A 25584-nucleotide genomic window follows, 5' to 3' on the forward strand; every position below is an offset into this window, starting at 1 on the left:
CCGGTTACAACACCGGTTGTTCTTCTTCATGGTATTGATTCTGCCACATAGCTGAGTATCTACCATTTTTAAGCAATAACTCCTCATGCCGTCCGCGTTCAACTATTGCGCCCGCCTCCATCACAATAATTTCATCTGCATCAATAATGGTGGATAGACGATGAGCAATAACCAACGTCGTGTGGTCACGACTGACTTCCCGTAGGTGGGCCTGAATCTCGCGCTCAGTATGGGTATCTAATGCACTGGTTGCTTCATCAAAAACCAAAATAGCCGGATTTTTAAGGATCGTGCGCGCAATTGCCACCCGTTGTTTCTCTCCACCAGATAACTTAAGCCCGCGCTCCCCGACCCGCGTCTCATAGCCATCAGGTAAGCTAATAATGAAATCATGGATATGCGCGAGTTTCGCTGCACGTTCTATCTCTGCGAAACTTGATGAGGTTCTGCCATAAGCAATGTTATAACGCAGTGTGTCATTAAATAGCACCGTATCTTGCGGTACGATACCAATGGCCTCACGTAAACTCGCTTGAGTCACATTTCGAACATCTTGACCATCAATATAAATCGCTCCATCAGTGACATCGTAAAAACGGAACAATAAACGAGATAGTGTCGATTTACCGGCTCCCGATGCACCAACAACGGCCACCGTTTTGCCCGCCGGAATAGTGAAACTCACTTGATTCAAAATAGGTCTGCGTGGGTCATAACCAAAACTCACAGAGTCAAAACGCACTTCTCCTTTTGTAAGCTGCAAAGCAGGCGCATTAGGACTATCTTTAATTTCTTTTTTTACCATCAATAAATCGAGCATATTCTCCATATCAATCAGCGCCTGTCTGATTTCGGAGTAAATAAACCCAAAGAAGTTGAGTGGCTGATACAACTGAAGAAGATAAGCATTGACCAATACAAAATCACCGATGGTCATACGGCCTTGCGTAATACCTTGCGCCGCCATTGACATCATCACAACCAACCCTACTGATATAATGGCAGTTTGACCCAGGCTTAATGCAGTAAAACTGAATTGATTCTTTATCGCAGCGTATTCATACAGTTGCCGGGAGTGGTTAAAGCGTTCGGCCTCAAACTGTTCATTACCAAAATATTTCACAGTTTCATAGTTTATCAGGCTGTCGATAGACTTGGTGTTAGCCTCCGCATTAGCTTGATTAAGCTCTCGCCGAAAGCGAGTTCGCCAACTGACAGCCATCACGGTAAATAGGATGTAGCAGGCAACGGTTACCAGAATGGCGACGGCGAACCAACCATCGAGTAGATGCCACATAATAAGAGAGACCAGTGTTATCTCAAATAAAATGGGGAATATAGAGAACAAGATGCGTGAAAGTACCGTCGCAACCGCTTGTGTACCACGCTCAATAGATAAAGATAACCCACCCGTTTGCCTGTCCAGATGAAAACGTAAGCTGAGATCATGTAATTGTTTAAATACCCGTAAACCAAGCAATCGAGTTGCATTCTGACTGACATGTACAAACATCACGTTACGCAATTCTTCAAATAGGGAAGCACTGACTCTCGCGACCCCATAAGCAATTATCAAAGTGATGGGAATAGCCATCATCTTGGCGTTTTCACTGCTCAATGTGTCGATCATCGCCCTATAAGCAAGGGGGACCAGAGTAGTACTGACCTTAGAAACCACCATAAAGATGACAGCAGCAATCAGGTAATAGCGCAGTTTAGGATTATTTTTAGGCCATAGGTAGGGCAGCAGGAATTTCAGTATACGGGAGCGATCCATGTTTATTTATTTGCCATCTCAAGTGGGTTAGCAATCATTGTTTTTTATATTCTGCCACGTATCAGAGTCATGGCCTAATAAACAAGGCAATATCAAAAATCGTTATGCACGCTCAGTTTGTTCTGCCATATACAGATGGATGCTGAATGTTCGTTAATTAAACTGTAGTGCATTGCAATTTTTCATTCATTTTTTTTGACCAACATAAGCAATTCTCTTCGATATCCAAATTATGTGATCGGAGTAACATTATTTCTATCGAAAGCAAACGGCTTTCACATCGACAAACAGAAGAGAATTTATTATGAAAATGACTATCGCAGCTCTAACCCTGATCGCAGCAATCCTGGCGCCAACTGTTTCAATGGCAAATATTGGTGACCATGACAGCTATCAAGGTACCTACTCTATCAGTCAGGGGCAAAGTACAAATACAGCGGGCCAGACTGCTAAAAACTAAAAAACCGATGGCCCCACTGAATATTGAGTGGGGCTTTTAATTATCAATACTTTCATCATCACCAAAGCCTGATACCCAATGTGACTTTTATTTAATTAAGCAACTATTGGTATCATTCAACAAACATATAAACACCCTGCATTATTACTTACTCAGGAACGTTCTCTTCTTTTTAATTCTACGATAATTAGTTAAATCTTTAACTTAGTATCATCCATCTCATTTTGGTCCATAATTATGTACACAAATTAACTCATCTAAATACAAAAAACTCATAATATTTTAAATTCTCTATTCTATTTATCCTTATAGGAAGATATTACAATCCAGTAATTTTTAATTGACGGTCATACATTTCGGCATAAAATCAACGCATAAAAATACTCACGTGACACAGAGTATTGATGAAAAACTACCTTTTATCAGGAGATTTTAATGTTACAAGCAGTGCTTCACGGGAAAGCCGGCACCTTGCAAATCGCAGGCAAAGAGCTGGCAGTAAGTTGGCGATCCCTGTTTAAATCGAAAGAAGATTTACTTACGGCAAGTCTATTTACCCGTGTTAGCTACTTCCCTGAAGAATGGATGAAAATATTTTTCACATCTCTCTTTGGGCAGGAACTAGAGTTCGGCGTGTTAAAGAAACGTCATTTCTGGCCCCGTTTCCCCCTGGAACAGCAAACTGTAGAGCCAGACCTGGTATTCAGTTTTGAAAGTAAAGATATTTTGGTTGAAGTAAAACCTCCGGAAGGAGGCAAACAAAATTATATTCAGTGGCGCAAAGAGATAGACTCTTTTCTACAACAACGTGAAACAAAAACAGAGATTGATAGAGAACTTATCTTTGTTGCGCTAGGAAATAACGCTACACATTATCAGCAATGGTCTGAAACACTTAAACTCAACCGAAACAATTTGAGCATTTATTGCCTTGAGTGGAAACAAGTGCAAAAAGCCATTATGGCCGTACAACTAGTCACTGGCTCAGATCCCCTACTCGACGACTGCCTGGCTGCACTAGCACTTTATGGCATTCTGCAACCAGTACCTCACTGGCAGCAACTACAACAATATGTACAGAGAGCCCCATTATCCAAAAAAATATTCAGCGACCTTTGCCCTCTTTCTTTAGTCAAAGAAATACCACTTGTTCCCCCAATATCTCACTGGCAATCACTGTCTGAATTGATATCAAACCAACCTCTACCAATTGATGAATAAGCAGGAAAAATAATGTCACCGGAAGAAACATTGTCGCAAGTCAGGCAGGCTCATCGTATTTGTGCTGCTTTTTATCAACGAATGATGCCGCTTATCAATAATATTTCAGAAGAATTAGAACTGAACTTTGTTAGTTGGGCACCTCGTACATTTAATCGGCCAACTCGCAAAACAACTAATCCGCTTACATACTGGTCTTGGGATTATTTGCCATTAATTAGTGCTGGTTTTATTTTCTCCTCACAAGAGCAAGATGGAGAAATAAAACAAGGAGACTATATTTTAGATATTGAACTCGTTGCTGATGCGGAACTTGATTGTGCTAATATCAACAGGCTTTATGGCAAAACCCAACCGGATGCAACAAATTTACATATCAGTAGCCGTGAGTCGCACAGTTTTCTCAAAATATATCTATTCCACGCCAATACACCGTTATCTGGCAATGCCTTTGATACTATGTGGAAAGAATGTAACTATCCTGAGTTAAATGAAGTTATCCAAGCGGGAAACAAAAATGTCGATACTGTTGGTTTTATTCTTCCCATTGCAGAGATCATGAATGATGATGGTGTGACTCTTGCGGTAGATAGAATTAATCAGCACTTGGAACTAATGCAGAAGTAAATGCATTGCAGGATATCTTATCCAGCGGCTTTCGAATTGCATCATCTATATGCATTCAAAAGCCGCTATTGATAGTACGATTACTCGTCAAAGAACCAATAACCCTGATTAATCAGGTCAGTTAACTCAGCGACAAATGCGGGGTTATCTAATGCCTCACCTAACTCTTTTTTACCAATCAAAGTGTATCGGCACAGTACATCAGCGGCTTTAGGGTCCACTGTATCCAGCCGTTCACTGTTGATAAAAAAGCTGTCTCCAACGTGTAAAACCCGCAACCCACTCAGGCGAGCCAAGACTTCGCCATCCATTAGAGCCTCGACAATCTCCGCCGGTTCATAAGGTGGTTCCGCTGGAGCAATATCCAGCTCATGGCGTGGCGTCGTGGCAAAGCGACCAAACCATTGTTTAAAGTCTTCCGGCTGATTAATCATAGCGACCATCATCCCGCGCAAGCGATCGAGTTCATAATCTTCGACCCGGCCTGGATGCTCCCGACAGGTTAAATCTGGATCGCTGTAATGCTCACCACCAAGATCATTTTCCAACGCATAATCAGCAAAGCTACTGATTAAATCTCTGCCATTCGGCCCGCGAAAACCAACTGAGTAGTTGAATGCTGTTTCATGAGTAAACCCATCATGCGGGAAGCCCGGTGGGATATATAAAATATCGCCTGGAGCCAAATCTTCATCGATAATCGGTGTGAATGGCTCAACATGCAGCAGTGCTGGATGCGGGCAAAACTGTTTGAGTGGCAATTTATCGCCCACACGCCAACGACGGCTACCCATGCCCTGAATAATAAAGACATCGTACTGATCGATATGCGGCCCAACACCACCGCCAGGGACAGAAAATGAGATCATCAGATCGTCTAAGCGCCAATCCGGTAACACCCGAAATGGGCGAACTAACTCAGCAGATGGCGCATGCCAATGGTTAACAGCTTGTGCCAACAGCGACCAGTTGGTTTCACCCAGATTATCAAAGCTCTCAAATGGCCCATTACTCGCCTGCCACTCACCATTTATATGGCTGACCAAACGACTGTCTACTTCAGCCTCCATCGTCAAACCCGCCAATTCATCTGGCGTGATGGGATCAACAAAGTTTGGGAAAGCATTTTTTAATACAACAGGTTTTTTTTGCCAATATTTCTCTAAAAATTCGGGCCAATTAAGATTAAGTTGATAAGTCATGCTTTCACACCAGTAAGAAGACAAACGGCCGTGATTATAAAGTGGCTAACACATGCCCTGCCTTGTCATTAGTCAATGACGTAGCTTGGTTAAGTAAAAAACCCCGCAAAATGCGGGGCGGTTATGCTGTTAGAACTCAGTCCATTCATCATCAACAGAATGTGGTTGTTTGCTTAATCTCTCTTCTTTGAATATTTCACGTTTGTGATTGTTGTTTTTATTATTCCGAGTGACACTTTGCGCATTTTTATCTTTAGATACTTCAATCAGATCAACTTTGAATACCGAAACTGTATCCACGAGTTGTCTGGCATTTTTATTCATGTTTTGAGTGATAGCAGAAGACTCTTCAACCATTGAGGCATTTTGTTGAGTCGCCAAATCCATGTCATTTACAGCCATTGCAATTTGGTTCACACCGGTACTTTGTTCTTCAGATGCTTGCGTGATCTCCTGCATAATATTGCTGACATGAGTAACAGAGGTCACTATTTCCTGCATCGTTTTTCCAGCATCCTCAATTAATCTAGCCCCATCATCGACATTTGTTACCGATTCATTAATAAGTAAGCTAATTTCTTTGGCTGCATCCGCACTACGTTTGGCCAAATTTCTCACTTCCGTTGCCACAACGGAGAAACCTCGACCTTGTTCGCCAGCTCTGGCCGCTTCAACCGCAGCGTTCAATGCCAAAATATTAGTCTGATTAGCAATACCGTCAATCACACGGTTAATTTCAGAAATTTTGCGGGCGCTTTTCGAAATTTTATCCATGGTACTAACAACATCGCCCATCACAATAGAACCACTGTTAGCGGCTGTTCTTGCCTGGTGAGACAGCGTGTTAGCTTGTCTCGCATTTTCTGCATTATTAGAAACGGTTGTCTTGATCTCTTCCATGCTGGCAGCAGTTTCTTGTAAAGCACTGGCCTGATCTTCCGTACGCGATGCCAATTGATGATTGCTGCTGTCAATCTCTGACGCATCAGTTCTTATATGATCTGAAGCGCTTCTGACTGAAGTGATAATTTGGCTGATCGACGTTTTCATATTTTTTAATGATTCGAGCATCAGCCCAATTTCATTACGTGACCCAATATCAAACTCGTGATAAAGCTCTCCGGCACCAATTTTCTCAAGCATAGATGAAGCAACTTGTAGACGATTGAACACATTCCTTTTGATAATCACATAAGAAACACATGAAATAATGATTGCGATAACCAAGAACAGTGATGCGATGATGACAAATGAACGCATGTCAGACGTAAATCCATCAACAATTTCATCTTCTATTGCCGCAACATAGTCTGCATATTTTGATATGGCCTTATCCAGAGCCGCTTCTTGTGCACCGTTGTCAAAACCACGATTAATATGAGTTTCTATAGACTTCATATTTGACGTGTAAGCAGCAACTAACGCATTAAATTGAGTATTAATATCCGTTGTAAGTTTATCCCCGGTTGCATCTAAATCGGGAATTTTATTAAAAACATCGTTATGACGCTTGGCATTATCAAGCCCTTTTCTAATAACAGCGGCTTTATTTTCCAGCTGTTCATGGCTAACGCTCTCATCATTATAAACAAAGTTAATATCACCACGTACATTGGCGAGATAACTACTCATCCTCCTCAGTTCACTGATATTCTGCGAAAGCGAATCTATATTGTTGAATGCAACATTGGCCTGATACATTGATTTAAATGCAAATGATGAAATGACAATTATTGTAAAACAAAGAACCATCAATATGACTTTTATTAAAGTGGATATCTTGAAAGATTTCATTTTAATCTCAAAATTTAATGACTGAATACACACAGACAATACTTACCGAATATTTAAATCAAGCAATCAAATCTGGTATCATAGTGGTTAAAAATATGACGTTTAATTTCGGTGAGTTAGGAAGGTTTCTAATGCTTATTTTACTCTGTAGGATATGAAGCACAATTTATTTCACTAAGAACAATAGGTTAATTAGCGCACACATATGTAACTAAAAGCATCGTATGGAGTGTTAAATTTAAATATCACTCATGCCAGCAAGATAATTATCTGTGATAAATGATTAAAGATATCTTCCATCATATTTTCAAAGAATGGGGCTAATGTATACATGATCAATGACATCGCCATCATGCCTATACTTAATGTCAAAGGAAAACCTACCACGAAGATTGATAATTGCGGTGTAAGTCGATTCAGTAATCCCAACGTAAGATTGAGGCAAAGCAGTAGGGTAATAATTGGCAACCCCAACATCAACCCACATTTGAATATTAACCCGGCCATCTGTGGTAAATAAATAAAACCCTCTGGATTCAGAGTGTTGTTACTCACAGGTAGCAAGATAAAACTATCAGCCAGGATACTTAGCATCCATAAATGCCCGTTAAAACTAAGGAAAAGCAGTGTCACCAAGAGATTTAATATCCTGGAAATAACCGGCATATTACCTCCAGCAGCAGGGTCAAAAAAGGTCGCAAAGGAGAGCCCCATTTGCAAACCAATAATTTCACCAGCATTACGAACGGCAACAAATATAAGTTGTACCGTTAACCCCATGGCTGCACCAATAATAAATTGTTGCGCACCAACCCATAGTCCAGCAATTGAAAATATCTCGATATGGCTATTAGGCTGATTTTGTCCAATCAACAATGCGATAATAATCGCCAATCCTATTTTGGTTTTTTTACCGATACCTTTTTCATTAAAAATGGGTGCAGTACTGAATAATGCTAACACTCTCAACATCGGCCAAAAGAACTGGTTGATTATCGAATATAAGCTGAAGATTGACAGGGTGAGCATGTCTATCCAATCACGTAGGGTAAATTACTATAAAGTGTACGTGTGTAATCAAGAAAGACACTCAACATCCATGGCCCTAAAGCCATCCCTACTGCGATAATAGTCAGTATCTTAGGAATAAATGATAATGTCATCTCATTTATCTGTGTCGAAGCCTGTAATATACTGACAATAAGCCCGGTAAATAGCGCAGCAAATAATAAAGGTGCTGCGATCATTAATCCGACTTTAATGGCTTGAAAACCCATTGCCATTACGCTTTCTGGTGTCATTTTATATCCTGTTTAACTAAAAAAACTTTGTGCTAAAGAACCCATTAATAATTGCCAGCCGTCAACCAGGACAAACAACATTAATTTAAAAGGTAACGATATTGTTGCAGGAGGAACCATCATCATCCCCAGAGCCATTAAAACACTGGCGACAACCAGATCAATAATCAGGAAGGGAATAAAAACGCTAAAACCAATCTGAAAACCCGTTTTTAATTCGCTGGTCACAAATGCAGGCAGTAAAATCCGCATAGGAACATCGTCCCTACTTTGGAAATTCTCTTCTTTGGCCATTCTGGTATAAAGTGCCAGATCAGTTTCTCGTGTCTGCTCCAGCATAAAGACTCGTAATGGTTGAACTCCCCTTTCCAGGGCGGTTTCCATGGTGATTTTATCCTCCGACAGAGGCTGCCAGGCTTCTTTATATATCTCATTAAAAACTGGCGACATCACATAGAACGTCAAAAACAGAGCTAACCCTAGCAGTACTTGATTTGGCGGTGTTGATGGAGTACCCAACGCATTGCGCAATAACCCCAACACAATGATGACACGAGTAAAACCCGTCATCATCAGTAGTATTGCGGGCAAAAAAGTTAACGACGTTAGTAATACCAGTGTTTGCACCGGCAGCGACCAGTTCTCACCATCAGCAGAACGAGTGATCATCACATCACTGTTGGCCGCCCAGACATCTTGCACGGGCAGGAAGAATCCAACAATCAGCAGAATAAATATCCCAAACGGCACCCATCCACCGGTATATTGGCGTGGAAAAAGACTCATTCTGACGGCCCTGTTTTACGTTTTTTCAACATGCCAGCAAATGTCGACTGAAAATCAACAGGAAGTGGCGAATCAGGAACAATATTATTAGTTACTGATTTATCAAATGTTGCCAGACAATTGATCTGCCCTGGTGTCACGCCGATTAATAATCTTTTATCAGCCATATCAATTACAATAACGCGCTCACGCTGCCCGAGAGAATGGCTGCAAACCACCGACAAGACTTGGTTCCCTTTAGATAAACGTGGGGCAAGCCCACTTCGACGAGCAACCCATGCGATAGCCGCGATAATCAGTAACACCAGCACCAGTGCCCCACCGATACTGACCAATATTGAACCGGGCGTCGTGGCATCAACCACCGAAGATGCGACCTGAACAGGAGTTTGGGGTTCCATCATCGACTTAGGCGGTGCATTCTTTCTGAAGGCGTAATAATATCGGTAATTCGAATACCGAATTTATCAGAAACGACGACTACCTCACCTTGCGCAATTAAATAGCCATTAATCAAAATATCCAAAGGCTCGCCCGCTAATCCTTCCAGGGAAACAACAGACCCCTGACTTAGACGTAGCAACTCTTTGATAGTCATTTTGGTTCGACCTAATTCGACAGTCATTTTTACTGGGATATCGAGAATTAAATCAAGATCTTCAGAAAAATGTGAAACCAGACTATCTTTAGCGAGGGGATTGTCTGTCGCTTGTTGTTCACTCATCGCTTCACCCCAAAGATTATCGATGGATTGCTTATCAGCACCAGACGAAGGTGTGGTGTCACTCATGGGGTAATTACTCCTTTTTTAAAGATAACAGCGCCGGATTCATTATTTTCTCGACTTTGAGAGCGTATTGTTTATTGATACAACCGTACTTACCGGAAAATACCGGTACGCCATCGACACGGGCTTCGATAATCTCCGGCTTATCAATAGGAATAACATCTCCCTTCTTCATTTTCATGACTTGTGAAAGACGAGTTGATATATCCGCAAAATTTGCTACTAGCTCTAGCTCAGTTTCTCTGACTTGTGAAGCTAGCGTATTTCGCCATTGTTTTTCTTCTTGTCTTGAATTTTCCATTGGTGGACTAGTTAGCAGTTCACGTAATGGCTCAATAATGCTAAAAGGAATACAAATATCAAACTCGCCTCTGTGTGGGCCGATTTCCACATAAAATGGTGTTGTCACCACAATATCGTTTGGCGATGAAGTGATATTAGTAAATTTCACCTGTATTTCAGCACGAACATATTCGGTGTGTAGTTTAAATATGGTGCTCCATGCAAAATCATAGGCTTCCAGTGCCATCGTGAGCATACGTTTGATCACTCGTTGCTCTGTAGGCGTAAACTCACGTCCATCCGCTTTAGTCGGAAATCGGCCATCACCACCAAATAAGTTATCTACTGCCATAAAGACCAGGTTCGGCGAAAAGACAAACAGTGCCGTACCTCGCAGCGGGTTCATATGCACCAGATTAAGATTGGTTGGCACCGGCAAATTACGTGCAAACTCATGATATGGCTGAATCTTGATATTTCCGGCAGTCACATCCGGACTGCGCCGCAGTAGGTTAAATAACCCCATGCGAAACTGGCGTGCAAAGCGTTCGTTAATGATCTCAAGGGAATGTAAACGTTCACGCACAACACGGCGTTGAGTATTCGGATCATAGGGCTTAATGCCTTCGTCCAGTGCCGGGCTATTCGCTACATTTTCACTTTCAGTATTACTGCCGCCATTTAATAATCGGTCTATTTCGGCCTGAGATAATATGCTGTCAGACATAGAAATTACCGTAAGATGAATGCGTTAAATAATACATCAGTAATCTCCACACTCTGATTCGGTGCAAGAGGTTTACTGACAACGCTTTTAATTTTTTCAATTAATTGTTTTTTCCCTTCATCAGTCGATAAATTTTCAGCGGTTTGATGCGCTAAAAGAATAAATAATCGACTGCGTACTTCTGGTAAGAATTGATCTACCAATAATCCCGAGTTTTCATCACTTACCCGTAAAGTTATACCAATGTGTAATACACGATCTGCATCAGTGGGTGTTGGCATCAGGCTAACAGTAAAAGTTTCCATTGGAATATATAATGGAGCAATATGTGCCGATTTGGTTGCAGCACTATTACCTTCAACAGATACTGTTTCTTTGATGTTTTTCATTTCATACAAAGCATAACCAGCCAAGGCACTTGCCCCAATGGCAATTAACGTTATAAATAAGAACGCCAGGGAAAACTTCTTACCTCCCCCGGTGGCTTTTGGGTTCTTTTTTGACATTTTGCGAAAAACCTTGTTATAAAATACCTTGGAGGCCAGTAATAGAGACTCTCAAATAAGCTGAGCATTCTATTACAGCTAGCCTCCAGGACAATTCATTGAAGAAATTGAATTATTGTCACTAATTCAATTGATGACTTAATATGTCAAGCAAATGTATTTATTCCGTTGGCGTAATGAATTGTTTTGGTATTTATTTCGCTATTCTCTTCGGATATTAGTGTCAAATCATCACTCTCATCATCAAAATGATGTGGTGTTGCTGACTCCTCCGACTGAGAGAACCCCTCCCACGATGACGATGAATCAGCGCCGACACTGCTTTGCCCCAAATTAATGCCTGATTCTGCCAATGATGTACGCAAATGTGGCATTGCTGCCTCCAGAGCCGCACGTACCTGATGATTTTCCGTCACAAAATGTAACTGTGCCTGATCACTGTTCAAACGCAGATTGATTTGTAATGCCCCAAGTTCTTCCGGATGCAGGCGAAGTTCAGCATTATGGATACCATTACGGGAAAAATAGGATAACTGCTGGCTTAGCGCTTGTTGCCATGCGGGAGTTCCCAGCGCCTGATTGAGCACTGCGGATGAGTTAGCTGCCGTGGCGGTCGGAGATGCAGATATATCATTAGCACCAGAAAGTGTCGGACGCAGGCTGATATCGGTTATCACCGATGAGCGGTTATCTGGTGTTAGTGGAAGTTGCGCCGTGATCTCTGGCTTGACTGCCGTTACCCCAGAGTCCTGTTGGTTCGCTTCATTCGGTTTAACCAACGTAAGGAAATCATCGTGCTGTTCAGCGGCAACCTTGCCTGTCTCTTGTTTACCTTCTGCTACCCTATTCGATGTAGCCTGAGGCTGGTTTTTCAGTATGATTTGCCCGAGCAAGTTTGTGGTATCACTCGGTGACTCCCCCCCCTGAGATTTGCCAGGGTCAGAAAGTGTTGTCGTTACCCCATCGCTACTGTTTTCATCTGGTATTTCGGCATCTGATAGTGCGGGCGGTGATAGTGGTGCCACAGCAATCCCTTGTGCGGTGTTGCTAACCAATTGCTGTAACTGTTGCCACTGTGGGTCGATAGAGAAAATAGGGTCGGTTTGCTGTTCTTGTTGCGGTATATCGGCACTAAGAGCGTCCAGCACGTTCTCAATAATCTCTTCTTTGTCTAACTCATCAATACTGTTCTCTTGAACAAGAGAGAGTGACTCAGGGTGGGCAAGTTTATCATTCACCGCAGACTTCAATTCGGATGCAGACAGTTTTTTTTCCAGCGTTGCGGAAAAGTCCAGTGCATCAGTTAAGGGTTGCTGGCTGCTTTTCGTTGTCATACCACTGACGGTTGGTATTGCTTTGACGATCATAAGACCTCTTTTCCCATACAAGCACGCTGCGCAAATTCATCCATCATTTTCTGTTCCTGACGATTCTCTTTGAGCGTTTTCACCGCATCAGCCCGACTTTTAAGTGTCTCAAATGCATTAAGACGTTGTTTGTCATGTCGCCATACCAACAATGTCTGGTCTACCGAATGCTGACATTTAGCCACTTGCCCGGCCTGTTGTTTGACAACGTTCCCCAGAGAATCAATAAAAGATTGACGATTTAACAACTCGGCAATAGGCAGGCCTTTCCCCACGACACTGGCACGTAACTGTTGTTGATATTCCAATTCGAAATTCTCTAATTGATCTAGTTGCGTCGCCGCGTGGGTATACGCCTGCTGTACTTTTCCTAATTCAACGGTGGTGTCGTTGAGTGTTTGCTCTGCAAGATCGCGCAGAACATCCATTGGGCTGGTAATTGCCATAATTAATTACTCATATTACTTTTAGGTATGTCAGAAAAGATTTGAGAAAGACGCTCGCTGGCCTCTTCATAACTACTGCTCTCATAAATAGCTTGCTGTAAATATGCCTCCATATCGGGATATAAACGGATGGCTTTATCCAGCAGAGGGTCTGTACCAGCTGCGTATGCGCCAACACTGACGAGATCACGATTGCGCTGATAAGTTGAAAGTAACTGTTTGAACGTCTGAACTTTCTTGTAATGGACTTGGTCAATCAACTCCGTCATAGCCCGGCTAATGGATGCTTCAATATCAATTGCCGGATAATGTCCAGATTCTGCCAGCCGCCGCGACAGAACAATGTGTCCATCAAGAATGGCTCGGGCGGAATCAGCAATCGGGTCTTGTTGATCGTCACCTTCGGTTAGCACGGTATAAAATGCCGTGATCGATCCCCCCTCTTTAACGCCATTACCCGCACGCTCCACCAGCGCGGGCAATTTTGCAAATACCGACGGCGGATAGCCTTTGGTTGCGGGCGGCTCACCGATGGCCAGAGCGATTTCACGCTGGGCCATCGCATAACGCGTTAGTGAATCCATGATGAGCAGCACATCCATGCCCTGATCGCGGAAATCCTCTGCAATACGGGTAGCGTATACCGCTCCCTGCATACGCAATATCGGTGAGACATCAGCGGGTGCGGCAATAACCACCGAGCGGCTACGCCCCTCTTCGCCCAAAATATTCTCGATAAAATCTTTAACTTCTCGACCACGTTCACCAATCAGCCCGACCACAATGACATCAGCTTTGGTATAACGCGCCATCATGCCCAGCAGCACACTTTTACCCACGCCGGAGCCAGCAAACAGCCCCATACGTTGGCCCCGCCCTACCGTTAACAGGCCGTTGATGGCTCTGACACCAACATCCAATACATGCTTAATGGGGTCACGTAATAAAGGATTGACTGGCGGGGTAAACAACGGCGCATGCTTGACGCAACCTGGCGGAGGCAACCCATCAAGTGGCCGCGCACTGGCGTCCAATACCCGACCTAAAAGCTCCAGTCCTAGCGGGAGCTGCTTACCTTTGACGATATCGGCCCCACTCCCCAGCGCATAAACTCGCGCTCCCGGCAAAATGCCGTCGACATTTTCGAGTGGCATCAAATAGAGAATTTCGCCATTAAAACCAACAACTTCACTTTCAACTTTATCAACACCATGACCGGTATGTCGCTCGACAATACAGAGCGTGCCGATAGGCAGTTTTAACCCAACGGCTTCCATCACCAACCCGGTGGCACGAGTTAACTTGCCATACTGTTGAAAGGGGGGCAGCGAACTGATTAATTTCTCTTTTCTATCAATTACTTCCAACCAATTTTTCAGGCGCATCGTCATGTTGGGTAATCCTCGCGCCCAAGCTCGCATAATGCTTGCCAGCGCGAGGTTATCGTGGCATCAAATTCACCTTCCGCCGAAGTTATGCGGCAACCACCGGGTAAAATCTGTGCATCTTCGCGCAGTTCCCATCCCAATGATTCCAACGACTTACCGACATTCTGTTCAACTATTTCAATGTCAGCCGGATTGACCCATAACTGCGCATTTTCTTTAAATAGTGTTTCTTCTTGCAGCAATTGCTGAATTTTCTCCAGCAATACCGCGTTATCACAAACAATGTTCCGGCCCAGAATAGAACGGGCTGCGGTCAGGGATAGCTGCACTAAACGGGATGGAATCACACTGTCGAGGTTATCCAATGCGACGCTAAATTCTTCCAGCAACTGAGAGAAACGCTCACCTGTCTCGCGCTGTTGATCATTAGCTTCTGTAAGTCCCTGTTCGAAACCTTCCTTTTGCCCTTGGCTAAACCCTGCCTCATAACCCTGTTTTTTTCCTTCTTCGACGCCGCGAGTCTGACCTTGGGCGAACCCTTTTTGTTCTGCTTGCTGACGCAGGCGCGATAACTCGGCCTGTAGCAATTCATCAGACTGATAGGCTCCTGAGGATTCGACAATCTCGTGTTCAGGCTGGGCGAAATCATCCAGTAGATTCTGAGGCTGCCAATCCTGCCAATCGAGTTTTTGGTCACGATCAAACATAGGCATCGTCGCTTCCCCCAATAACCACTTCGCCCGACTCGGCTAAACGTCTAACAATCAACAGGATACTCTTCTGCTCAGCTTCTACCTGAGACATACGTACCGGGCCGCGAGAGCTAAGATCTTCCATCATGATATCGGCCTGACGTCGCGACATATTGCGGAAGAACTTATCGCGCAATGGTGCTTCAGCCCCTTTAAGAGCAATGATGAGTGATTCATTTTCGATTTCCTGCAGAATGCGCTGGATACTGCGGTCTTCAATTTCGACCAGATTTTCGAACAAGAACATTTCATCAATGATTTTCTGTGCCAGTTCCTGGTCAAACTCGCGCACTGCCTCAATTGCTGCCTCTTCCTGTTGTGTTTTCATCAGGTTGAGAATTTCTGCCGCCGGACGTACCCCACCCATTTTGCTGCGTTTCAGGTTCTGCCCGTGCAATAGAGAGCTCAGCACTTCGGTCAGCTCTTGTAGTGCTGCTGGCTGCACCCCACCAAAGGTGGCGATACGCAGCATGATGTCATTACGTTCGCGATCATCAAATTTACTCAGGACATCAGCAGCTTGCCCACGTTTCAAGTGGACAAGGATAGTGGCAATAATTTGCGGATGTTCGTCGCGGATAAGATCGAATGCGGCCTGAGGCTCCATAAAATTCAGTGTCTCAATACCATTCGCGCCATTTTGCGTATCCAGTAAGTCTTCCAGCAAACTTGAGGCCCGCTCTTCACCCAGCGCTTTCACCAGAACACTGCGCAGATAGTCATTGGTATTCACACTCAGCGCAGCATATTCACTGGAGTCACGCTGGAACTCTTTAAGCACAGTGGCAAGCTGCTCATGGGTAAACCCCCCCATATTGACCATCGCGGCACTAATTTGTTTGACCTCGTGGGTATTGAGGTGTTTGAACACCTCAGCAGCCAGCCCATCACCGAGTGTCAACATGACAATCGCACTTTTCTCAGAGGCATTCATGATTACTTCAGGTCCTTATTCATCCACTGGCGAATGACCAGAGCAATAACCCGTGGTTCCTGCTCCGCCAGTTCTCGCAGATTCTGCGTATTAAGTTCAGCTTCGACGCGCTGCTCAGCTTTGGCTCTTGCACCACTTTCAGCTTTACGTTTGCTGGCATCCAGTTCGGCCTGACGGGCTTCTTTCTCTAACTCCAGTCGGGCCAGAATCAGTTCCTGATTTCTCAACCAGGCAGGTTGAATCGCCTTACGCCAGAGGAACCATGCAACTATGGCCACCAACAGATAACGGCCTGCCGCCATCAGCAAATTGATGAACCCATCTTGTTTCCAGAATGGTGGTGCGGCCTCTTCTTCCACGGTACTGAAAGGAGAATTCACGATATTGAGCGTGTCACCACGAGTAGCGGAGAAGCCGATCGCTTCTTTAACCAGCGCGTTGATTTGTTCCATCTGCTCTTTAGGTAACGCAGCCGGTTGCCCCTCGGCTGCTGGCAGATAGTTGATAACTACCGCGACGGAGAGCCGCTCGATACTGCCAGTACTGCGCTTGATATGAGTTAGCGTTCTATCCAATTCATAATTGGTGGTGTTATCTCGACGATTATTGAACGGCGTTGGCGTTGCCGCAGTTCCGGCAGCATTTGTTCCTGTTGCTCCAGGTGTTGCCGGTGTTGCCCCGGCAGTCGCTGGCGTCGTGGCTGGAGGTTGAGTAATGGGCGCTGTCGCAGGCACTGGAGGCTGATTGCTCAATGCGCCTGGTACTCCACCTACTCCATTCTTACTGCCCTGCTCTGAATCACTGGACTGACGGCTGCGGATCGACATTCGATCCGGTGCAGTATTAGGCTGGAATTGTTCAGCAGTTTGCTCATGGAGGGTAAAATCAAGTTGTGCCGTAACCTGTGCTTTAACGTTATTACGCCCAACAATTGGCGCAAGGATCGATTGGATTCGCTGCTGGAAATCTGCTTCAACTTCACTGGTAAACTTAAGCTGTGAGGTTTGAATAGCCTGACCACCCCGTTGGGTTAGCAGGCGGCCATTTTGATCCACAATCGTGACATCATCGGCATTTAACCCTGGTACTGCACTGGCGATAAGATATGTGATAGCGCTGACTTGTCCGCTTTCCAGCGTACGCCCGCTATTCATGTTGACGGTAACGGATGCAGAGGGCTGCTTCTGCTCGCGGACAAACATTGAAGGCTTAGGTATCGCCAAATGCACACGCGCACTGGTCACTGGCCCCAGAGTTTCAATGGTGCGAGACAGCTCGCCTTCCAACGCGCGTTGGAAATTAACCTGTTCGCTAAATTGGCTAATGCCAAATTTTTCCTGATCTAATAATTCAAAACCAACAGCCCCCCCTTTAGGTAACCCGAGTTGAGCCAGTTTAAGGCGTGCTTCATAAACGTTATCGGCCGGGACCATAATGGCACCACCCCGATCATCAAAACGATAAGGCACGTTCATTTGTGCCAATTGTGCAACGATGGCTCCGCCATCCTGATCAGTTATATTGCTGTACAAGACCCGATAGTCTGGTGATTTAGCCCAAAATAATAGCGAGATAATAAGCGTTATAGCCACTGAACCGCAGATGAGTAAAACAATTTTAGGACTAGAACGAATACGTTCTAATGCTGCCATTAAATTAGCTGTATTTTTGTTTCTGATATCGTTTGTCGTGGCATTCATGCCGTAGTCCTGTAGAAAATATAAATGACGCAATGTAGGCGTATTATTGCGAATCAGCACTCCGGTTTACGGGGATGAGAAACGAAGCGGTAAATACACAGACAGAATTCCAGTCGCGTATTATCTTCTAATTGAGTTTTTTTTAAGTACCGATAAGCTGAAACTTCTGTCAGCTTATCGGATTATTTTATTTGTAAAATGTCATGTTAGGCTACAGTTATTAAATAGCGATTATTAAATATCAAGTTCGGCAAAATATTAATCATGCCGATATAAAGGAAATACTGATGTCTATTCAAGCGATAAGGGGAGTCCTGGAGCAAATTGATTTTCAGGCTCAGCAAACTTCCGCCCCCCAAAGATCCCCATTAATTTCAGATCGTCAAAACGTCGAAAAGCCATTACAATTTTCTGACATATTATTTAATAGTGTTAACAGTATTAACGCTATGCAAACACAAGCTAAAACTCAATCACAAGATTATATGACAGGTGCCACCGATATTGGGCTTAATGACGTCATGGTCTCATTGCAAAAATCATCTCTGGCGTTAAATCTCGGGGTTCAGGTACGTAATAAATTAGTCAGTGCATATCAGGATGTCATGAATATGTCCGTATAACTTCTTTAATACATCGTTTAATAATAAACACCTCAAGCTACAGATTGGCAAGAATTATCAATGTTACATGTCGCAAGGATAGCTTGTATCAGTGACATTTGCGAAATTCAAAATCGAGTAATCAAAAATTGCGTATTCAGGCAGAACTTTCTGATAGAGATTTACAAAAGATCAGCGAGTTAATATATCAACGCGCGGGAATCGTATTAACTGAACAGAAACGCGACATGGTTTATAACCGCCTTTCCCGGCGATTACGAGATCTTAAGCTCACCAGTTTCACTGATTATGTGAAGCAACTTGAGTTAAATCAAAATAGTCATGAGTGGCAGTCTTTTATTAATGCACTCACTACAAATCTGACATCATTTTTTCGGGAGTCATATCACTTCCCGATTCTGGCTGAACATGCCAGCACCAGAACAGGAAATTACACCGTATGGTGTACTGCTGCCTCCACCGGGGAAGAGGCATGTTCTATTGCCATGACATTGGATGAAACACTAGGTCGTAGCATTGCAGGCCCAAGAGTATGGGCAACAGATATAGACACTGAGGTTTTAGAAAAAGCTAATAATGCCGTTTACCGCTTATCTGACCTTGATAGCCTGACCCCAGAGCAAAAAAGGCAATATTTCATGCGTGGAACAGGCGCACAAGAAAATCTGGTGAAAGTCAGGAAAGAACTGCTGTCGAGTATTCGCTATCAGCAGCTCAATTTACTTGACGCAAATTGGGACGTGCCTGCCCCTTTTGACGCCATTTTCTGCCGAAATGTCATGATTTATTTTGATCAAAAAACGCAAGAAAAACTGATGCAACGCTTTGCCAGAATGCTGAAACCGGGAGGCATTCTATTCGCCGGACATTCTGAACATTTTAGCAATATGAATGGGCCGTTCCGTCTGCGTGGTCAATCGGTTTATCACCTGGCTCAAGAGATATTATGAAAAAGATAAGAGTACTCTGTGTTGACGATTCTGCGCTAATACGCAGCATCATGAGCGATATTGTTAACCATCAGCCTGATATGGAAATGGTAGCAACTGCACCCGACCCGATTATTGCCAGGGATTTGATCAAGCTATACAACCCTGACGTATTGACGCTGGATGTAGAAATGCCGCGTATGGATGGTCTGGATTTTCTGGAACGTCTGATGCGTCTTCGCCCTATGCCGGTCATTATGATCTCTTCGCTGACCGGCAAAGGGTCGGAGATAACACTGAGTGCTCTGGAGTTGGGTGCGGTCGATTTTGTCACTAAACCGCAAATGGGCCTTAAAGACGGAATGATGCAATATGTTGAAGTTATTGCAGAAAAAATCCGTATGGCTTCAAAGGTACAGGTGAAACGTGGCGATAAACTGGCTGTCGCCCCCAAAACGCTCACCAGCCCACTGGTTGGCAGTGAAAAAATCATTGCCATTGGTTCTTCTACCGGAGGAACCGAGGCTTTGCGGCAAGTTTTAATTCCAATGCCACTGACCAGTCCGGGCATTGTCATCACGCAACATATGCCACCAGGATTTACGCGTTCTTTCGCTGATCGCCTCAACAGTCTTTGCCAAATCGCAGTCAAAGAGGCCGAAGATAATGATCGCGTATTACCTGGACATGCTTATATCGCACCCGGTGATCTGCATATGGAGCTTATCCGCAGTGGCGCGAATTATCATATAAAACTGAATAAATCCCCCCCGGTCAACCGCCACCGTCCGGCGGTCGATGTGCTATTCAAATCTGTCGCCAAATCCGCAGGAAAGAATGCTGTCGGCGCTATTTTAACTGGCATGGGCAGTGATGGTGCTAAAGGGCTATTAGATATGCGCAATGCAGGTGCTCATACTCTGGCCCAAAGTGAGAAAAGCTGCGTGGTATTTGGTATGCCGCGTGAAGCTATCGCGTTAGGTGCTGCTTGCGAGATTGTCGATCTGCAAGATATCAGCCAACGCATACTCAATAGCATTGTCGGTCAGGCCCGCAGAATTTAACTCAATTCCTCTTTACGTTTATTAAGCACCCTTTATTGGGTGTATTTCATTTTCACAGGATAAAAATATGGTAGATAAAAATATACGCTTCTTGGTTATCGATGATTTCGCCACTATGCGCCGAATTGTGCGTAACCTGCTGCAGGATCTCGGTTTTAAGAATGTCGATGAGGCTGAAGATGGTCAGGATGCATTAACCAAGTTACGCACCTCAAAATTTGATTTCGTCATAAGCGACTGGAATATGCCTAACCTGGACGGCCTGCAATTGCTATCTGAAATCCGCAAGGATGAGAGCCTGAAAACACTGCCGGTGCTGATGGTGACGGCTGAAGCGAAAAAGGAAAACATCATCGCAGCGGCGCAAGCGGGTGCAAATGGCTATGTCGTGAAGCCGTTTACCGCCGCCACGTTGGAAGAGAAGTTAAACAAAATATTTGAAAAACTTGGATGGTGATTTATGAATACAACACCAAACAAACATTCAGAAGAAAGTGTTAAAGATATTTTCTCTCGCATTGGTCACCTTACCCGCCTGTTACGTGACAGCATGGCTAATCTCGGCCTGGATCGCGCCATTATGGATGTCGCAGAGGCTATTCCCGATGCCCGCGATCGTTTGAGCTATGTGGTTGGAAAAACTTCGCAGGCCGCGGATCGTGCCTTAACCTGCGTAGAAATTGCCCGCCCGCTTCAAGATGAGTTGAGCGATAAAGCGAATGGTCTGACTGTGCGCTGGGATGCCTGGTTTGAAAACCCGATCGAGTTGCCGATGGCGCGTGAACTGGTAGCCGATACCCGTGAGTTCCTCAGTGATACCCCTAAGATTGCCAGCAAAACCAATGAGCAACTCATGGAAATCATGATGGCTCAGGATTTCCAGGATCTCACCGGTCAAGTTATTCAAAACATGATGAAACTGATCGAGAGTGTGGAAAATGAACTCATCCAGGTGCTGGTTGAAAATATGCCCGGCACACCATCACCTTTTGATGAAAAACCAGACAACTTAAAAAATGGGCCTCAAATCAATCAATCCGGTGCTGGCATTGTGGCCACCCAGGATCAGGTTGATGATCTACTCGAAACGCTGGGGTTTTAACACCCCCGTCATGTTAGCCAGCCCCCACGACAGTTTGTTTAGCAGAACCCATGTCCGAAGAAAGTGATGTAGAAAAAACAGAAGAACCCACCCCCCACAAGCTATCTAAAGCGCGTGAAGAAGGGCAAATTCCACGATCTAAAGAGCTAACCTCAATCCTGATGCTGTTGGTCGGTTGGTTGCTGATTCTGGTGGGTGGTAATCATGTTGCTGGGAAGCTCGCCCTATTACTCCATAACGGGCTGATGTTTGACCGATTATTGGTATTTGATACCGATACCATGCTGTTGCGAATTTATGAATTATTTAAGAATGCGCTATTTGCGGTACTGCCCATATTACTGGGATTATTCATCACAGGGATCACTTCACCAGCGCTGTTGGGTGGGCTGAATTTAAGCGGTAAGTCTCTGAAAGTAGATCTCAAGCGTTTGAATCCTTTATCAGGATTCAAACGCATGTTTTCGACACAAGTTGTCTCTGAATTATTAAAAAGCGTTTTGAAAGTCACTCTGGTGGGAACGGCTTGCGCCATTTTTATCTTGAGTAATAAAGCACACATGATCCAGCTGATTTATGAGCCAGTAACCGTTGCACTGAAAGATACACGAGCGATAGTTTCCGGCTGTTTATTAGTGGTTATTTTGGCGCTTATTCCATTGGTCGGTTATGACGTTTTCTACCAGATTATGAGCAACCTTAAAAAATTGCGGATGAGCCGTCAGGAAATACGTGATGAATTTAAACAACAAGAGGGGGATCCGCACGTAAAAGGACGGATCAAACAACTGCAACGTTCAGCCGCACGCCAACGGATGATGAGCGATATTCCCAATGCAGATGTCATCGTCAATAACCCGACACATTATTCCATCGCCCTGAGTTACAAAGAAGGCGGAATGGCCGCCCCCACCATGCTGGCTAAAGGTGCGGGAGACATTGCATTGCGCATCAGAGAGGAAGGTCTCAAGCACGGTATTCCCATGCTTGAAGCGCCTCCGCTGGCGCGTGCTCTTTATCGCCATTGCGAGATAGGGGAACAGATCCCGACAGAGTTATATGGCGCGGTCGCCGAAGTTCTGGCCTGGGTGTATAGCGTAAAACGCTGGCGAAAAGGTAGCGGGATACTTCCTAAAAAACCTGAGAATCTTCCAGTGCCTGTTGCGCTGGATTTTGCACAAGAGAGTAAAGAGTGATGGCAAATTTAGCCACCAAATTACGTTTACCGGATTTTAAACAGACGCAATGGCAAATACTGGCAGGCCCGGTATTAATCATGACCATTTTGGCCATGATGATATTGCCGTTGCCACCGTTTATTCTGGACCTATTATTCACCTTTAATATCGTACTTTCACTGATGATATTATTGGTTGCCATGTTTACGCAAAATACGCTGGAATTCTCGGCATTTCCCACCGTTTTGCTATTTGCCACACTATTACGTTTGGCACTAAACATTGCCTCTACCCGTATTATTCTGATGCATGGTCACACCGGTGCTGGTGCCGCCGGTCAGGTGATCGATGCCTTTGGCCATTTTTTGGTTGGCGGTAATTTTGCCATTGGTATTATCGTTTTTATCATTCTGGTTATTATCAACTTTATGGTTATTACCAAAGGGGCCGGGCGTATTGCTGAAGTTGGCGCGCGCTTTGTCCTTGATGGGATGCCGGGCAAGCAGATGGCGATCGATGCCGATCTGAATGCGGGCATTATTGGCGAAGAAGAAGCTAAACGCCGCCGTAGTGACGTGACTCAGGAAGCCGATTTTTATGGCTCGATGGACGGTGCCAGTAAGTTTGTGCGCGGTGATGCTATCGCTGGCTTGCTGATTATGGCAATTAACGTCATCGGGGGCCTGTTCATTGGTATTTTGCAACATGACATGTCGTTTGCTGAAGCAGGTGAAACCTACACGCTGTTAACCATCGGTGATGGTCTGGTCGCCCAGATTCCAGGGCTTATCATTTCCACCGCTGCGGGTGTGATTGTGACACGCGTTGCCACCGATCAGGATGTCGGTGAACAGATGATGACTCAGCTGTTCAATAACCCACAGGTTATGGTACTGGCGGCGGGTGTAACTGGCCTGCTCGGTATTATTCCGGGTATGCCCAACTTCGTTTTCCTGTTATTTACTATCGGGCTATTGGCTCTGGCATGGTGGATGCGCGGGCGTAATTTGGCCGATTCTGCTGGCACTAAACGCGGCATAAACAAAGACGATAAAAGCGCTATAAAAGCGGAAGCGCAAGCGGCTCAGGCAACTGAGGCCTCCTGGTCTGATGTTCAACATGAAGATGTGTTGGGGTTAGAAGTTGGCTATCGCTTGATTCCTATGGTCGATACTGAGCAAAAAGGCCAGTTGTTGACCCGTATTCGCGGCATTCGTAAGAAGTTTGCGCAGGAAATGGGCTTCCTCCCTCCTCCGGTGCATATTCGTGACAATCTGGATCTGGCTCCTACTGATTATCGTATCCTGTTGAAAGGGGTAGAAATTGGTCGGGGAGAAACACAACCTGAGCGCTGGATGGCAATCAACCCAGGCTGCGCCGAAGGTGAACTGGCTGGCACGCCGTGCCAGGATCCGGCCTTTGGTTTACCTGCAGTCTGGATTGATGAAGTGTTGCGCGAACAGGCACAGGCGCTGGGCTATACCGTGGTTGATCCCAGTTCGGTTATTGCCACACATTTGAATCATTTGATCTCGCTGCACACCGATGAGCTGTTTGGCCGTCAGGAGACACAACAATTACTGGATCGTTTGACGAAAGATATGCCGAAATTGGTCGAAGATCTGATTCCCGGTGTTATTTCGCTGACAACCTTCCACAAAGTATTGCAAAACTTGCTGGCGGAACGCATTTCAATCCGAGATATCAGAACAATAATCGATACTCTTGCTGAATATTCTACACAAACTGATCCTGATGAGCTGACCGCACAAGTCCGTATCCGATTGGGTCGTGCCATCACGCAGCAGTGGTTCCCCGGCAATGAAGACATTCAGGTAATTGGCCTCGACCTTAATCTTGAACGATTATTGATTCAGGCAACCCAAAGCGGCAGTGCCATTGAACCCGGTATTGCAGAGAATATTATGCAGCAAACGGAAAAGGCCATTTTGCAGCAGGATGCTATCGGTGCACCACTGGTGCTGCTGGTTAATCAACCTTTGCGTTTCATGCTATCGCGTTTCCTGCGCCGGGTGTTTCCTCAGTTGGCGGTTATATCCAATCAGGAAATCAGTAACAACCGCACCGTGCGGATGTCCTTCGTGATCGGAGGCAAGCAGTGAAACTGTTCGTTTTGATATTACTTGCTGTGACTAGCTCTCCATTGGTGGCTTCGGCCACCAATGGTTCATGGAGTGGTAATGGTGCTGGCGGTATCATCAGTGTCGGCGGGCAAACTCTGGCCAGCCGCCCCTTACAACCGGAACTGCCACCAACAGCCACCCTGCAACGTATTACCTGGCGCATTAAGCTGCTCTCTGCCCCCCCTCCGGGGCTACGGATAAAGCTATGTAGCCAACAGAGTTGCATCCTGTTGGATTCATTAGCAGGTCAAAAAAGTGTCGACGGCATACTCACATCCCACGGGCCTTTTTACTTTATTTACTCTGTCGAAAGTCAGGGGCAACTTCTGCCACCACTGAATGTCGTTAATAATCAACTGACCATTAATTATCGTTAATCAATAAGCGGTTTAAAGCATCAAAATAATATAAAGCCTGCCGAGGGAAGTGCGGGTGATAAAAACGGAGGTGGCGCTGGAGTGTCCAACGCATCAAAGAATGTTAAAGG

The 25584-nt window shown here is 44.8% G+C and carries 27 protein-coding genes; 11 read left to right on the forward strand and 16 right to left on the reverse strand.

All coding sequences use genetic code 11. The features are described 5' to 3' along the window. Nucleotides 1-4: 4 nt before the first annotated feature. A complete protein-coding gene (locus tag FTB31_RS14260) occupies nucleotides 5-1777 on the reverse strand; it encodes an ABCB family ABC transporter ATP-binding protein/permease (RefSeq protein WP_077293492.1) in 1773 nt (590 codons plus the stop codon). A 304-nt stretch (nucleotides 1778-2081) separates the two neighbouring features. On the opposite strand from FTB31_RS14260, the gene FTB31_RS14265 reads away from it, so the two are divergent. The 3 genes from FTB31_RS14265 to FTB31_RS14275 all read left to right on the forward strand — a co-directional run bounded on the left by FTB31_RS14265 (nucleotide 2082) and on the right by FTB31_RS14275 (nucleotide 4085). Next, the gene (locus FTB31_RS14265; RefSeq protein ID WP_175628037.1) at nucleotides 2082-2237 is read left to right on the forward strand and encodes a hypothetical protein; all 156 of its coding nucleotides are present in this window, start codon (nucleotides 2082-2084) and stop codon (nucleotides 2235-2237) included. Between the two features lie 435 nt (nucleotides 2238-2672). Then, nucleotides 2673-3458 carry a hypothetical protein gene (locus FTB31_RS14270; RefSeq protein WP_077293494.1) on the forward strand — a complete coding sequence of 262 codons (786 nt, stop codon included), beginning with the start codon at nucleotides 2673-2675 and terminating at the stop codon, nucleotides 3456-3458. Nucleotides 3459-3470: 12 nt separating this feature from the next. Then, nucleotides 3471-4085 carry a hypothetical protein gene (locus FTB31_RS14275; protein ID WP_077174426.1) on the forward strand — a complete coding sequence of 205 codons (615 nt, stop codon included), beginning with the start codon at nucleotides 3471-3473 and terminating at the stop codon, nucleotides 4083-4085. 80 nt (nucleotides 4086-4165) lie between these two features. On the opposite strand, the gene FTB31_RS14280 is transcribed toward FTB31_RS14275, so the two are convergent. The 15 genes from FTB31_RS14280 to fliF form a co-directional block, all read right to left on the reverse strand. Next, on the reverse strand, nucleotides 4166-5287 hold the full coding sequence (locus tag FTB31_RS14280; protein ID WP_077174427.1) for a ribosomal protein uL16 3-hydroxylase: 1122 nt from the start codon (nucleotides 5285-5287) through the stop codon (nucleotides 4166-4168). Between the two features lie 129 nt (nucleotides 5288-5416). Next, nucleotides 5417-7081 carry a methyl-accepting chemotaxis protein gene (locus tag FTB31_RS14285; RefSeq protein ID WP_227731497.1) on the reverse strand — a complete coding sequence of 555 codons (1665 nt, stop codon included), beginning with the start codon at nucleotides 7079-7081 and terminating at the stop codon, nucleotides 5417-5419. 249 nt (nucleotides 7082-7330) lie between these two features. Continuing rightward, nucleotides 7331-8110, reverse strand: coding sequence for a flagellar biosynthetic protein FliR (gene fliR / locus FTB31_RS14290; protein WP_077293498.1), 780 nt, complete (start codon nucleotides 8108-8110; stop codon nucleotides 7331-7333). A gap of 2 nt (nucleotides 8111-8112) precedes the next feature. Then, nucleotides 8113-8382 (reverse strand): flagellar biosynthesis protein FliQ, encoded by a 270-nt coding sequence (gene fliQ, locus FTB31_RS14295; RefSeq protein WP_050077635.1) that lies wholly within the window; start codon nucleotides 8380-8382, stop codon nucleotides 8113-8115. 12 nt (nucleotides 8383-8394) lie between these two features. Continuing rightward, nucleotides 8395-9051: a flagellar type III secretion system pore protein FliP gene (gene fliP, locus FTB31_RS14300; RefSeq protein WP_072081885.1), complete on the reverse strand. Its 657-nt coding sequence runs from the start codon at nucleotides 9049-9051 to the stop codon at nucleotides 8395-8397. 113 nt (nucleotides 9052-9164) lie between these two features. Next, on the reverse strand, nucleotides 9165-9569 hold the full coding sequence (fliO, locus tag FTB31_RS14305; RefSeq protein WP_174851201.1) for a flagellar biosynthetic protein FliO: 405 nt from the start codon (nucleotides 9567-9569) through the stop codon (nucleotides 9165-9167). Continuing rightward, nucleotides 9569-9958: a flagellar motor switch protein FliN gene (gene fliN / locus FTB31_RS14310; protein ID WP_050077632.1), complete on the reverse strand. Its 390-nt coding sequence runs from the start codon at nucleotides 9956-9958 to the stop codon at nucleotides 9569-9571. The genes fliO and fliN overlap by 1 nt, the downstream gene beginning before the upstream one ends. 7 nt (nucleotides 9959-9965) lie before the next feature. Further along, nucleotides 9966-10964 (reverse strand): flagellar motor switch protein FliM, encoded by a 999-nt coding sequence (fliM, locus tag FTB31_RS14315; protein WP_050077631.1) that lies wholly within the window; start codon nucleotides 10962-10964, stop codon nucleotides 9966-9968. A 5-nt stretch (nucleotides 10965-10969) separates the two neighbouring features. After that, nucleotides 10970-11470 carry a flagellar basal body-associated protein FliL gene (gene fliL, locus FTB31_RS14320; RefSeq protein WP_076707259.1) on the reverse strand — a complete coding sequence of 167 codons (501 nt, stop codon included), beginning with the start codon at nucleotides 11468-11470 and terminating at the stop codon, nucleotides 10970-10972. A 146-nt stretch (nucleotides 11471-11616) separates the two neighbouring features. Continuing rightward, nucleotides 11617-12837: a flagellar hook-length control protein FliK gene (locus tag FTB31_RS14325; protein ID WP_227719664.1), complete on the reverse strand. Its 1221-nt coding sequence runs from the start codon at nucleotides 12835-12837 to the stop codon at nucleotides 11617-11619. Beyond that, nucleotides 12834-13283 carry a flagellar export protein FliJ gene (gene fliJ, locus FTB31_RS14330; protein WP_076707257.1) on the reverse strand — a complete coding sequence of 150 codons (450 nt, stop codon included), beginning with the start codon at nucleotides 13281-13283 and terminating at the stop codon, nucleotides 12834-12836. The genes FTB31_RS14325 and fliJ overlap by 4 nt, the downstream gene beginning before the upstream one ends. Nucleotides 13284-13285: 2 nt before the next feature. Beyond that, nucleotides 13286-14674, reverse strand: coding sequence for a flagellar protein export ATPase FliI (gene fliI / locus FTB31_RS14335; RefSeq protein ID WP_077174431.1), 1389 nt, complete (start codon nucleotides 14672-14674; stop codon nucleotides 13286-13288). Next, nucleotides 14671-15384, reverse strand: a complete 714-nt coding sequence (locus FTB31_RS14340; protein ID WP_227721730.1) for a flagellar assembly protein FliH — start codon at nucleotides 15382-15384, stop codon at nucleotides 14671-14673. Before FTB31_RS14340 ends, fliI begins: the two co-directional genes overlap by 4 nt. Further along, entirely contained in the window at nucleotides 15371-16357 is a 987-nt protein-coding gene (fliG, locus tag FTB31_RS14345; protein ID WP_076707254.1) for a flagellar motor switch protein FliG, read from the reverse strand. The genes FTB31_RS14340 and fliG overlap by 14 nt, the downstream gene beginning before the upstream one ends. 2 nt (nucleotides 16358-16359) lie before the next feature. Next, complete coding sequence (gene fliF, locus FTB31_RS14350; RefSeq protein ID WP_227721731.1) at nucleotides 16360-18057, reverse strand: flagellar basal-body MS-ring/collar protein FliF; 1698 nt, start codon at nucleotides 18055-18057, stop codon at nucleotides 16360-16362. Nucleotides 18058-18344: 287 nt separating this feature from the next. Between fliF and fliE the strand changes: the two genes are divergently transcribed. From fliE to FTB31_RS14390, 8 genes are all read left to right on the forward strand, one after another. After that, nucleotides 18345-18680, forward strand: coding sequence for a flagellar hook-basal body complex protein FliE (gene fliE / locus FTB31_RS14355; protein WP_076707252.1), 336 nt, complete (start codon nucleotides 18345-18347; stop codon nucleotides 18678-18680). Between the two features lie 98 nt (nucleotides 18681-18778). Further along, nucleotides 18779-19630: a CheR family methyltransferase gene (locus FTB31_RS14360; protein ID WP_077174433.1), complete on the forward strand. Its 852-nt coding sequence runs from the start codon at nucleotides 18779-18781 to the stop codon at nucleotides 19628-19630. Further along, on the forward strand, nucleotides 19627-20673 hold the full coding sequence (locus FTB31_RS14365; RefSeq protein WP_077174434.1) for a protein-glutamate methylesterase/protein-glutamine glutaminase: 1047 nt from the start codon (nucleotides 19627-19629) through the stop codon (nucleotides 20671-20673). Before FTB31_RS14360 ends, FTB31_RS14365 begins: the two co-directional genes overlap by 4 nt. 67 nt (nucleotides 20674-20740) lie before the next feature. Beyond that, nucleotides 20741-21130, forward strand: a complete 390-nt coding sequence (gene cheY, locus FTB31_RS14370; RefSeq protein WP_076707249.1) for a chemotaxis response regulator CheY — start codon at nucleotides 20741-20743, stop codon at nucleotides 21128-21130. Nucleotides 21131-21133: 3 nt separating this feature from the next. Further along, the gene (gene cheZ / locus FTB31_RS14375) at nucleotides 21134-21775 is read left to right on the forward strand and encodes a protein phosphatase CheZ (RefSeq protein WP_077174435.1); all 642 of its coding nucleotides are present in this window, start codon (nucleotides 21134-21136) and stop codon (nucleotides 21773-21775) included. A gap of 50 nt (nucleotides 21776-21825) precedes the next feature. After that, the gene (gene flhB / locus FTB31_RS14380; RefSeq protein WP_076707247.1) at nucleotides 21826-22971 is read left to right on the forward strand and encodes a flagellar biosynthesis protein FlhB; all 1146 of its coding nucleotides are present in this window, start codon (nucleotides 21826-21828) and stop codon (nucleotides 22969-22971) included. Beyond that, nucleotides 22971-25076 carry a flagellar biosynthesis protein FlhA gene (gene flhA, locus FTB31_RS14385; protein WP_076707246.1) on the forward strand — a complete coding sequence of 702 codons (2106 nt, stop codon included), beginning with the start codon at nucleotides 22971-22973 and terminating at the stop codon, nucleotides 25074-25076. Before flhB ends, flhA begins: the two co-directional genes overlap by 1 nt. Beyond that, nucleotides 25073-25474 (forward strand): flagellar protein FlhE, encoded by a 402-nt coding sequence (locus FTB31_RS14390; protein WP_227721732.1) that lies wholly within the window; start codon nucleotides 25073-25075, stop codon nucleotides 25472-25474. Before flhA ends, FTB31_RS14390 begins: the two co-directional genes overlap by 4 nt. Nucleotides 25475-25584: the final 110 nt, after the last annotated feature.

Origin of the sequence: Yersinia proxima, from assembly GCF_902170785.1 — a bacterium.
In the GTDB taxonomy this organism is placed as follows: Bacteria; Pseudomonadota; Gammaproteobacteria; order Enterobacterales; family Enterobacteriaceae; genus Yersinia; species Yersinia proxima.

What these genes read in the sequence shown, in the direction of transcription:
- FTB31_RS14260 (WP_077293492.1), bottom strand. Translation starts at nt 1,777, where the DNA reads ATGGATCGCTCCCGTATACTGAAATTCCTGCTGCCCTACCTATGGCCT.
- FTB31_RS14265 (WP_175628037.1), top strand. Translation starts at nt 2,082, where the DNA reads ATGAAAATGACTATCGCAGCTCTAACCCTGATCGCAGCAATCCTGGCG.
- FTB31_RS14270 (WP_077293494.1), top strand. Translation starts at nt 2,673, where the DNA reads ATGTTACAAGCAGTGCTTCACGGGAAAGCCGGCACCTTGCAAATCGCA.
- FTB31_RS14275 (WP_077174426.1), top strand. Translation starts at nt 3,471, where the DNA reads ATGTCACCGGAAGAAACATTGTCGCAAGTCAGGCAGGCTCATCGTATT.
- FTB31_RS14280 (WP_077174427.1), bottom strand. Translation starts at nt 5,287, where the DNA reads ATGACTTATCAACTTAATCTTAATTGGCCCGAATTTTTAGAGAAATAT.
- FTB31_RS14285 (WP_227731497.1), bottom strand. Translation starts at nt 7,081, where the DNA reads ATGAAATCTTTCAAGATATCCACTTTAATAAAAGTCATATTGATGGTT.
- fliR (WP_077293498.1), bottom strand. Translation starts at nt 8,110, where the DNA reads ATGCTCACCCTGTCAATCTTCAGCTTATATTCGATAATCAACCAGTTC.
- fliQ (WP_050077635.1), bottom strand. Translation starts at nt 8,382, where the DNA reads ATGACACCAGAAAGCGTAATGGCAATGGGTTTTCAAGCCATTAAAGTC.
- fliP (WP_072081885.1), bottom strand. Translation starts at nt 9,051, where the DNA reads ATGATCACTCGTTCTGCTGATGGTGAGAACTGGTCGCTGCCGGTGCAA.
- fliO (WP_174851201.1), bottom strand. Translation starts at nt 9,569, where the DNA reads ATGGAACCCCAAACTCCTGTTCAGGTCGCATCTTCGGTGGTTGATGCC.
- fliN (WP_050077632.1), bottom strand. Translation starts at nt 9,958, where the DNA reads ATGAGTGACACCACACCTTCGTCTGGTGCTGATAAGCAATCCATCGAT.
- fliM (WP_050077631.1), bottom strand. Translation starts at nt 10,964, where the DNA reads ATGTCTGACAGCATATTATCTCAGGCCGAAATAGACCGATTATTAAAT.
- fliL (WP_076707259.1), bottom strand. Translation starts at nt 11,470, where the DNA reads ATGTCAAAAAAGAACCCAAAAGCCACCGGGGGAGGTAAGAAGTTTTCC.
- FTB31_RS14325 (WP_227719664.1), bottom strand. Translation starts at nt 12,837, where the DNA reads ATGATCGTCAAAGCAATACCAACCGTCAGTGGTATGACAACGAAAAGC.
- fliJ (WP_076707257.1), bottom strand. Translation starts at nt 13,283, where the DNA reads ATGGCAATTACCAGCCCAATGGATGTTCTGCGCGATCTTGCAGAGCAA.
- fliI (WP_077174431.1), bottom strand. Translation starts at nt 14,674, where the DNA reads ATGACGATGCGCCTGAAAAATTGGTTGGAAGTAATTGATAGAAAAGAG.
- FTB31_RS14340 (WP_227721730.1), bottom strand. Translation starts at nt 15,384, where the DNA reads ATGCCTATGTTTGATCGTGACCAAAAACTCGATTGGCAGGATTGGCAG.
- fliG (WP_076707254.1), bottom strand. Translation starts at nt 16,357, where the DNA reads ATGAATGCCTCTGAGAAAAGTGCGATTGTCATGTTGACACTCGGTGAT.
- fliF (WP_227721731.1), bottom strand. Translation starts at nt 18,057, where the DNA reads ATGAATGCCACGACAAACGATATCAGAAACAAAAATACAGCTAATTTA.
- fliE (WP_076707252.1), top strand. Translation starts at nt 18,345, where the DNA reads ATGTCTATTCAAGCGATAAGGGGAGTCCTGGAGCAAATTGATTTTCAG.
- FTB31_RS14365 (WP_077174434.1), top strand. Translation starts at nt 19,627, where the DNA reads ATGAAAAAGATAAGAGTACTCTGTGTTGACGATTCTGCGCTAATACGC.
- cheY (WP_076707249.1), top strand. Translation starts at nt 20,741, where the DNA reads ATGGTAGATAAAAATATACGCTTCTTGGTTATCGATGATTTCGCCACT.
- cheZ (WP_077174435.1), top strand. Translation starts at nt 21,134, where the DNA reads ATGAATACAACACCAAACAAACATTCAGAAGAAAGTGTTAAAGATATT.
- flhB (WP_076707247.1), top strand. Translation starts at nt 21,826, where the DNA reads ATGTCCGAAGAAAGTGATGTAGAAAAAACAGAAGAACCCACCCCCCAC.
- flhA (WP_076707246.1), top strand. Translation starts at nt 22,971, where the DNA reads ATGGCAAATTTAGCCACCAAATTACGTTTACCGGATTTTAAACAGACG.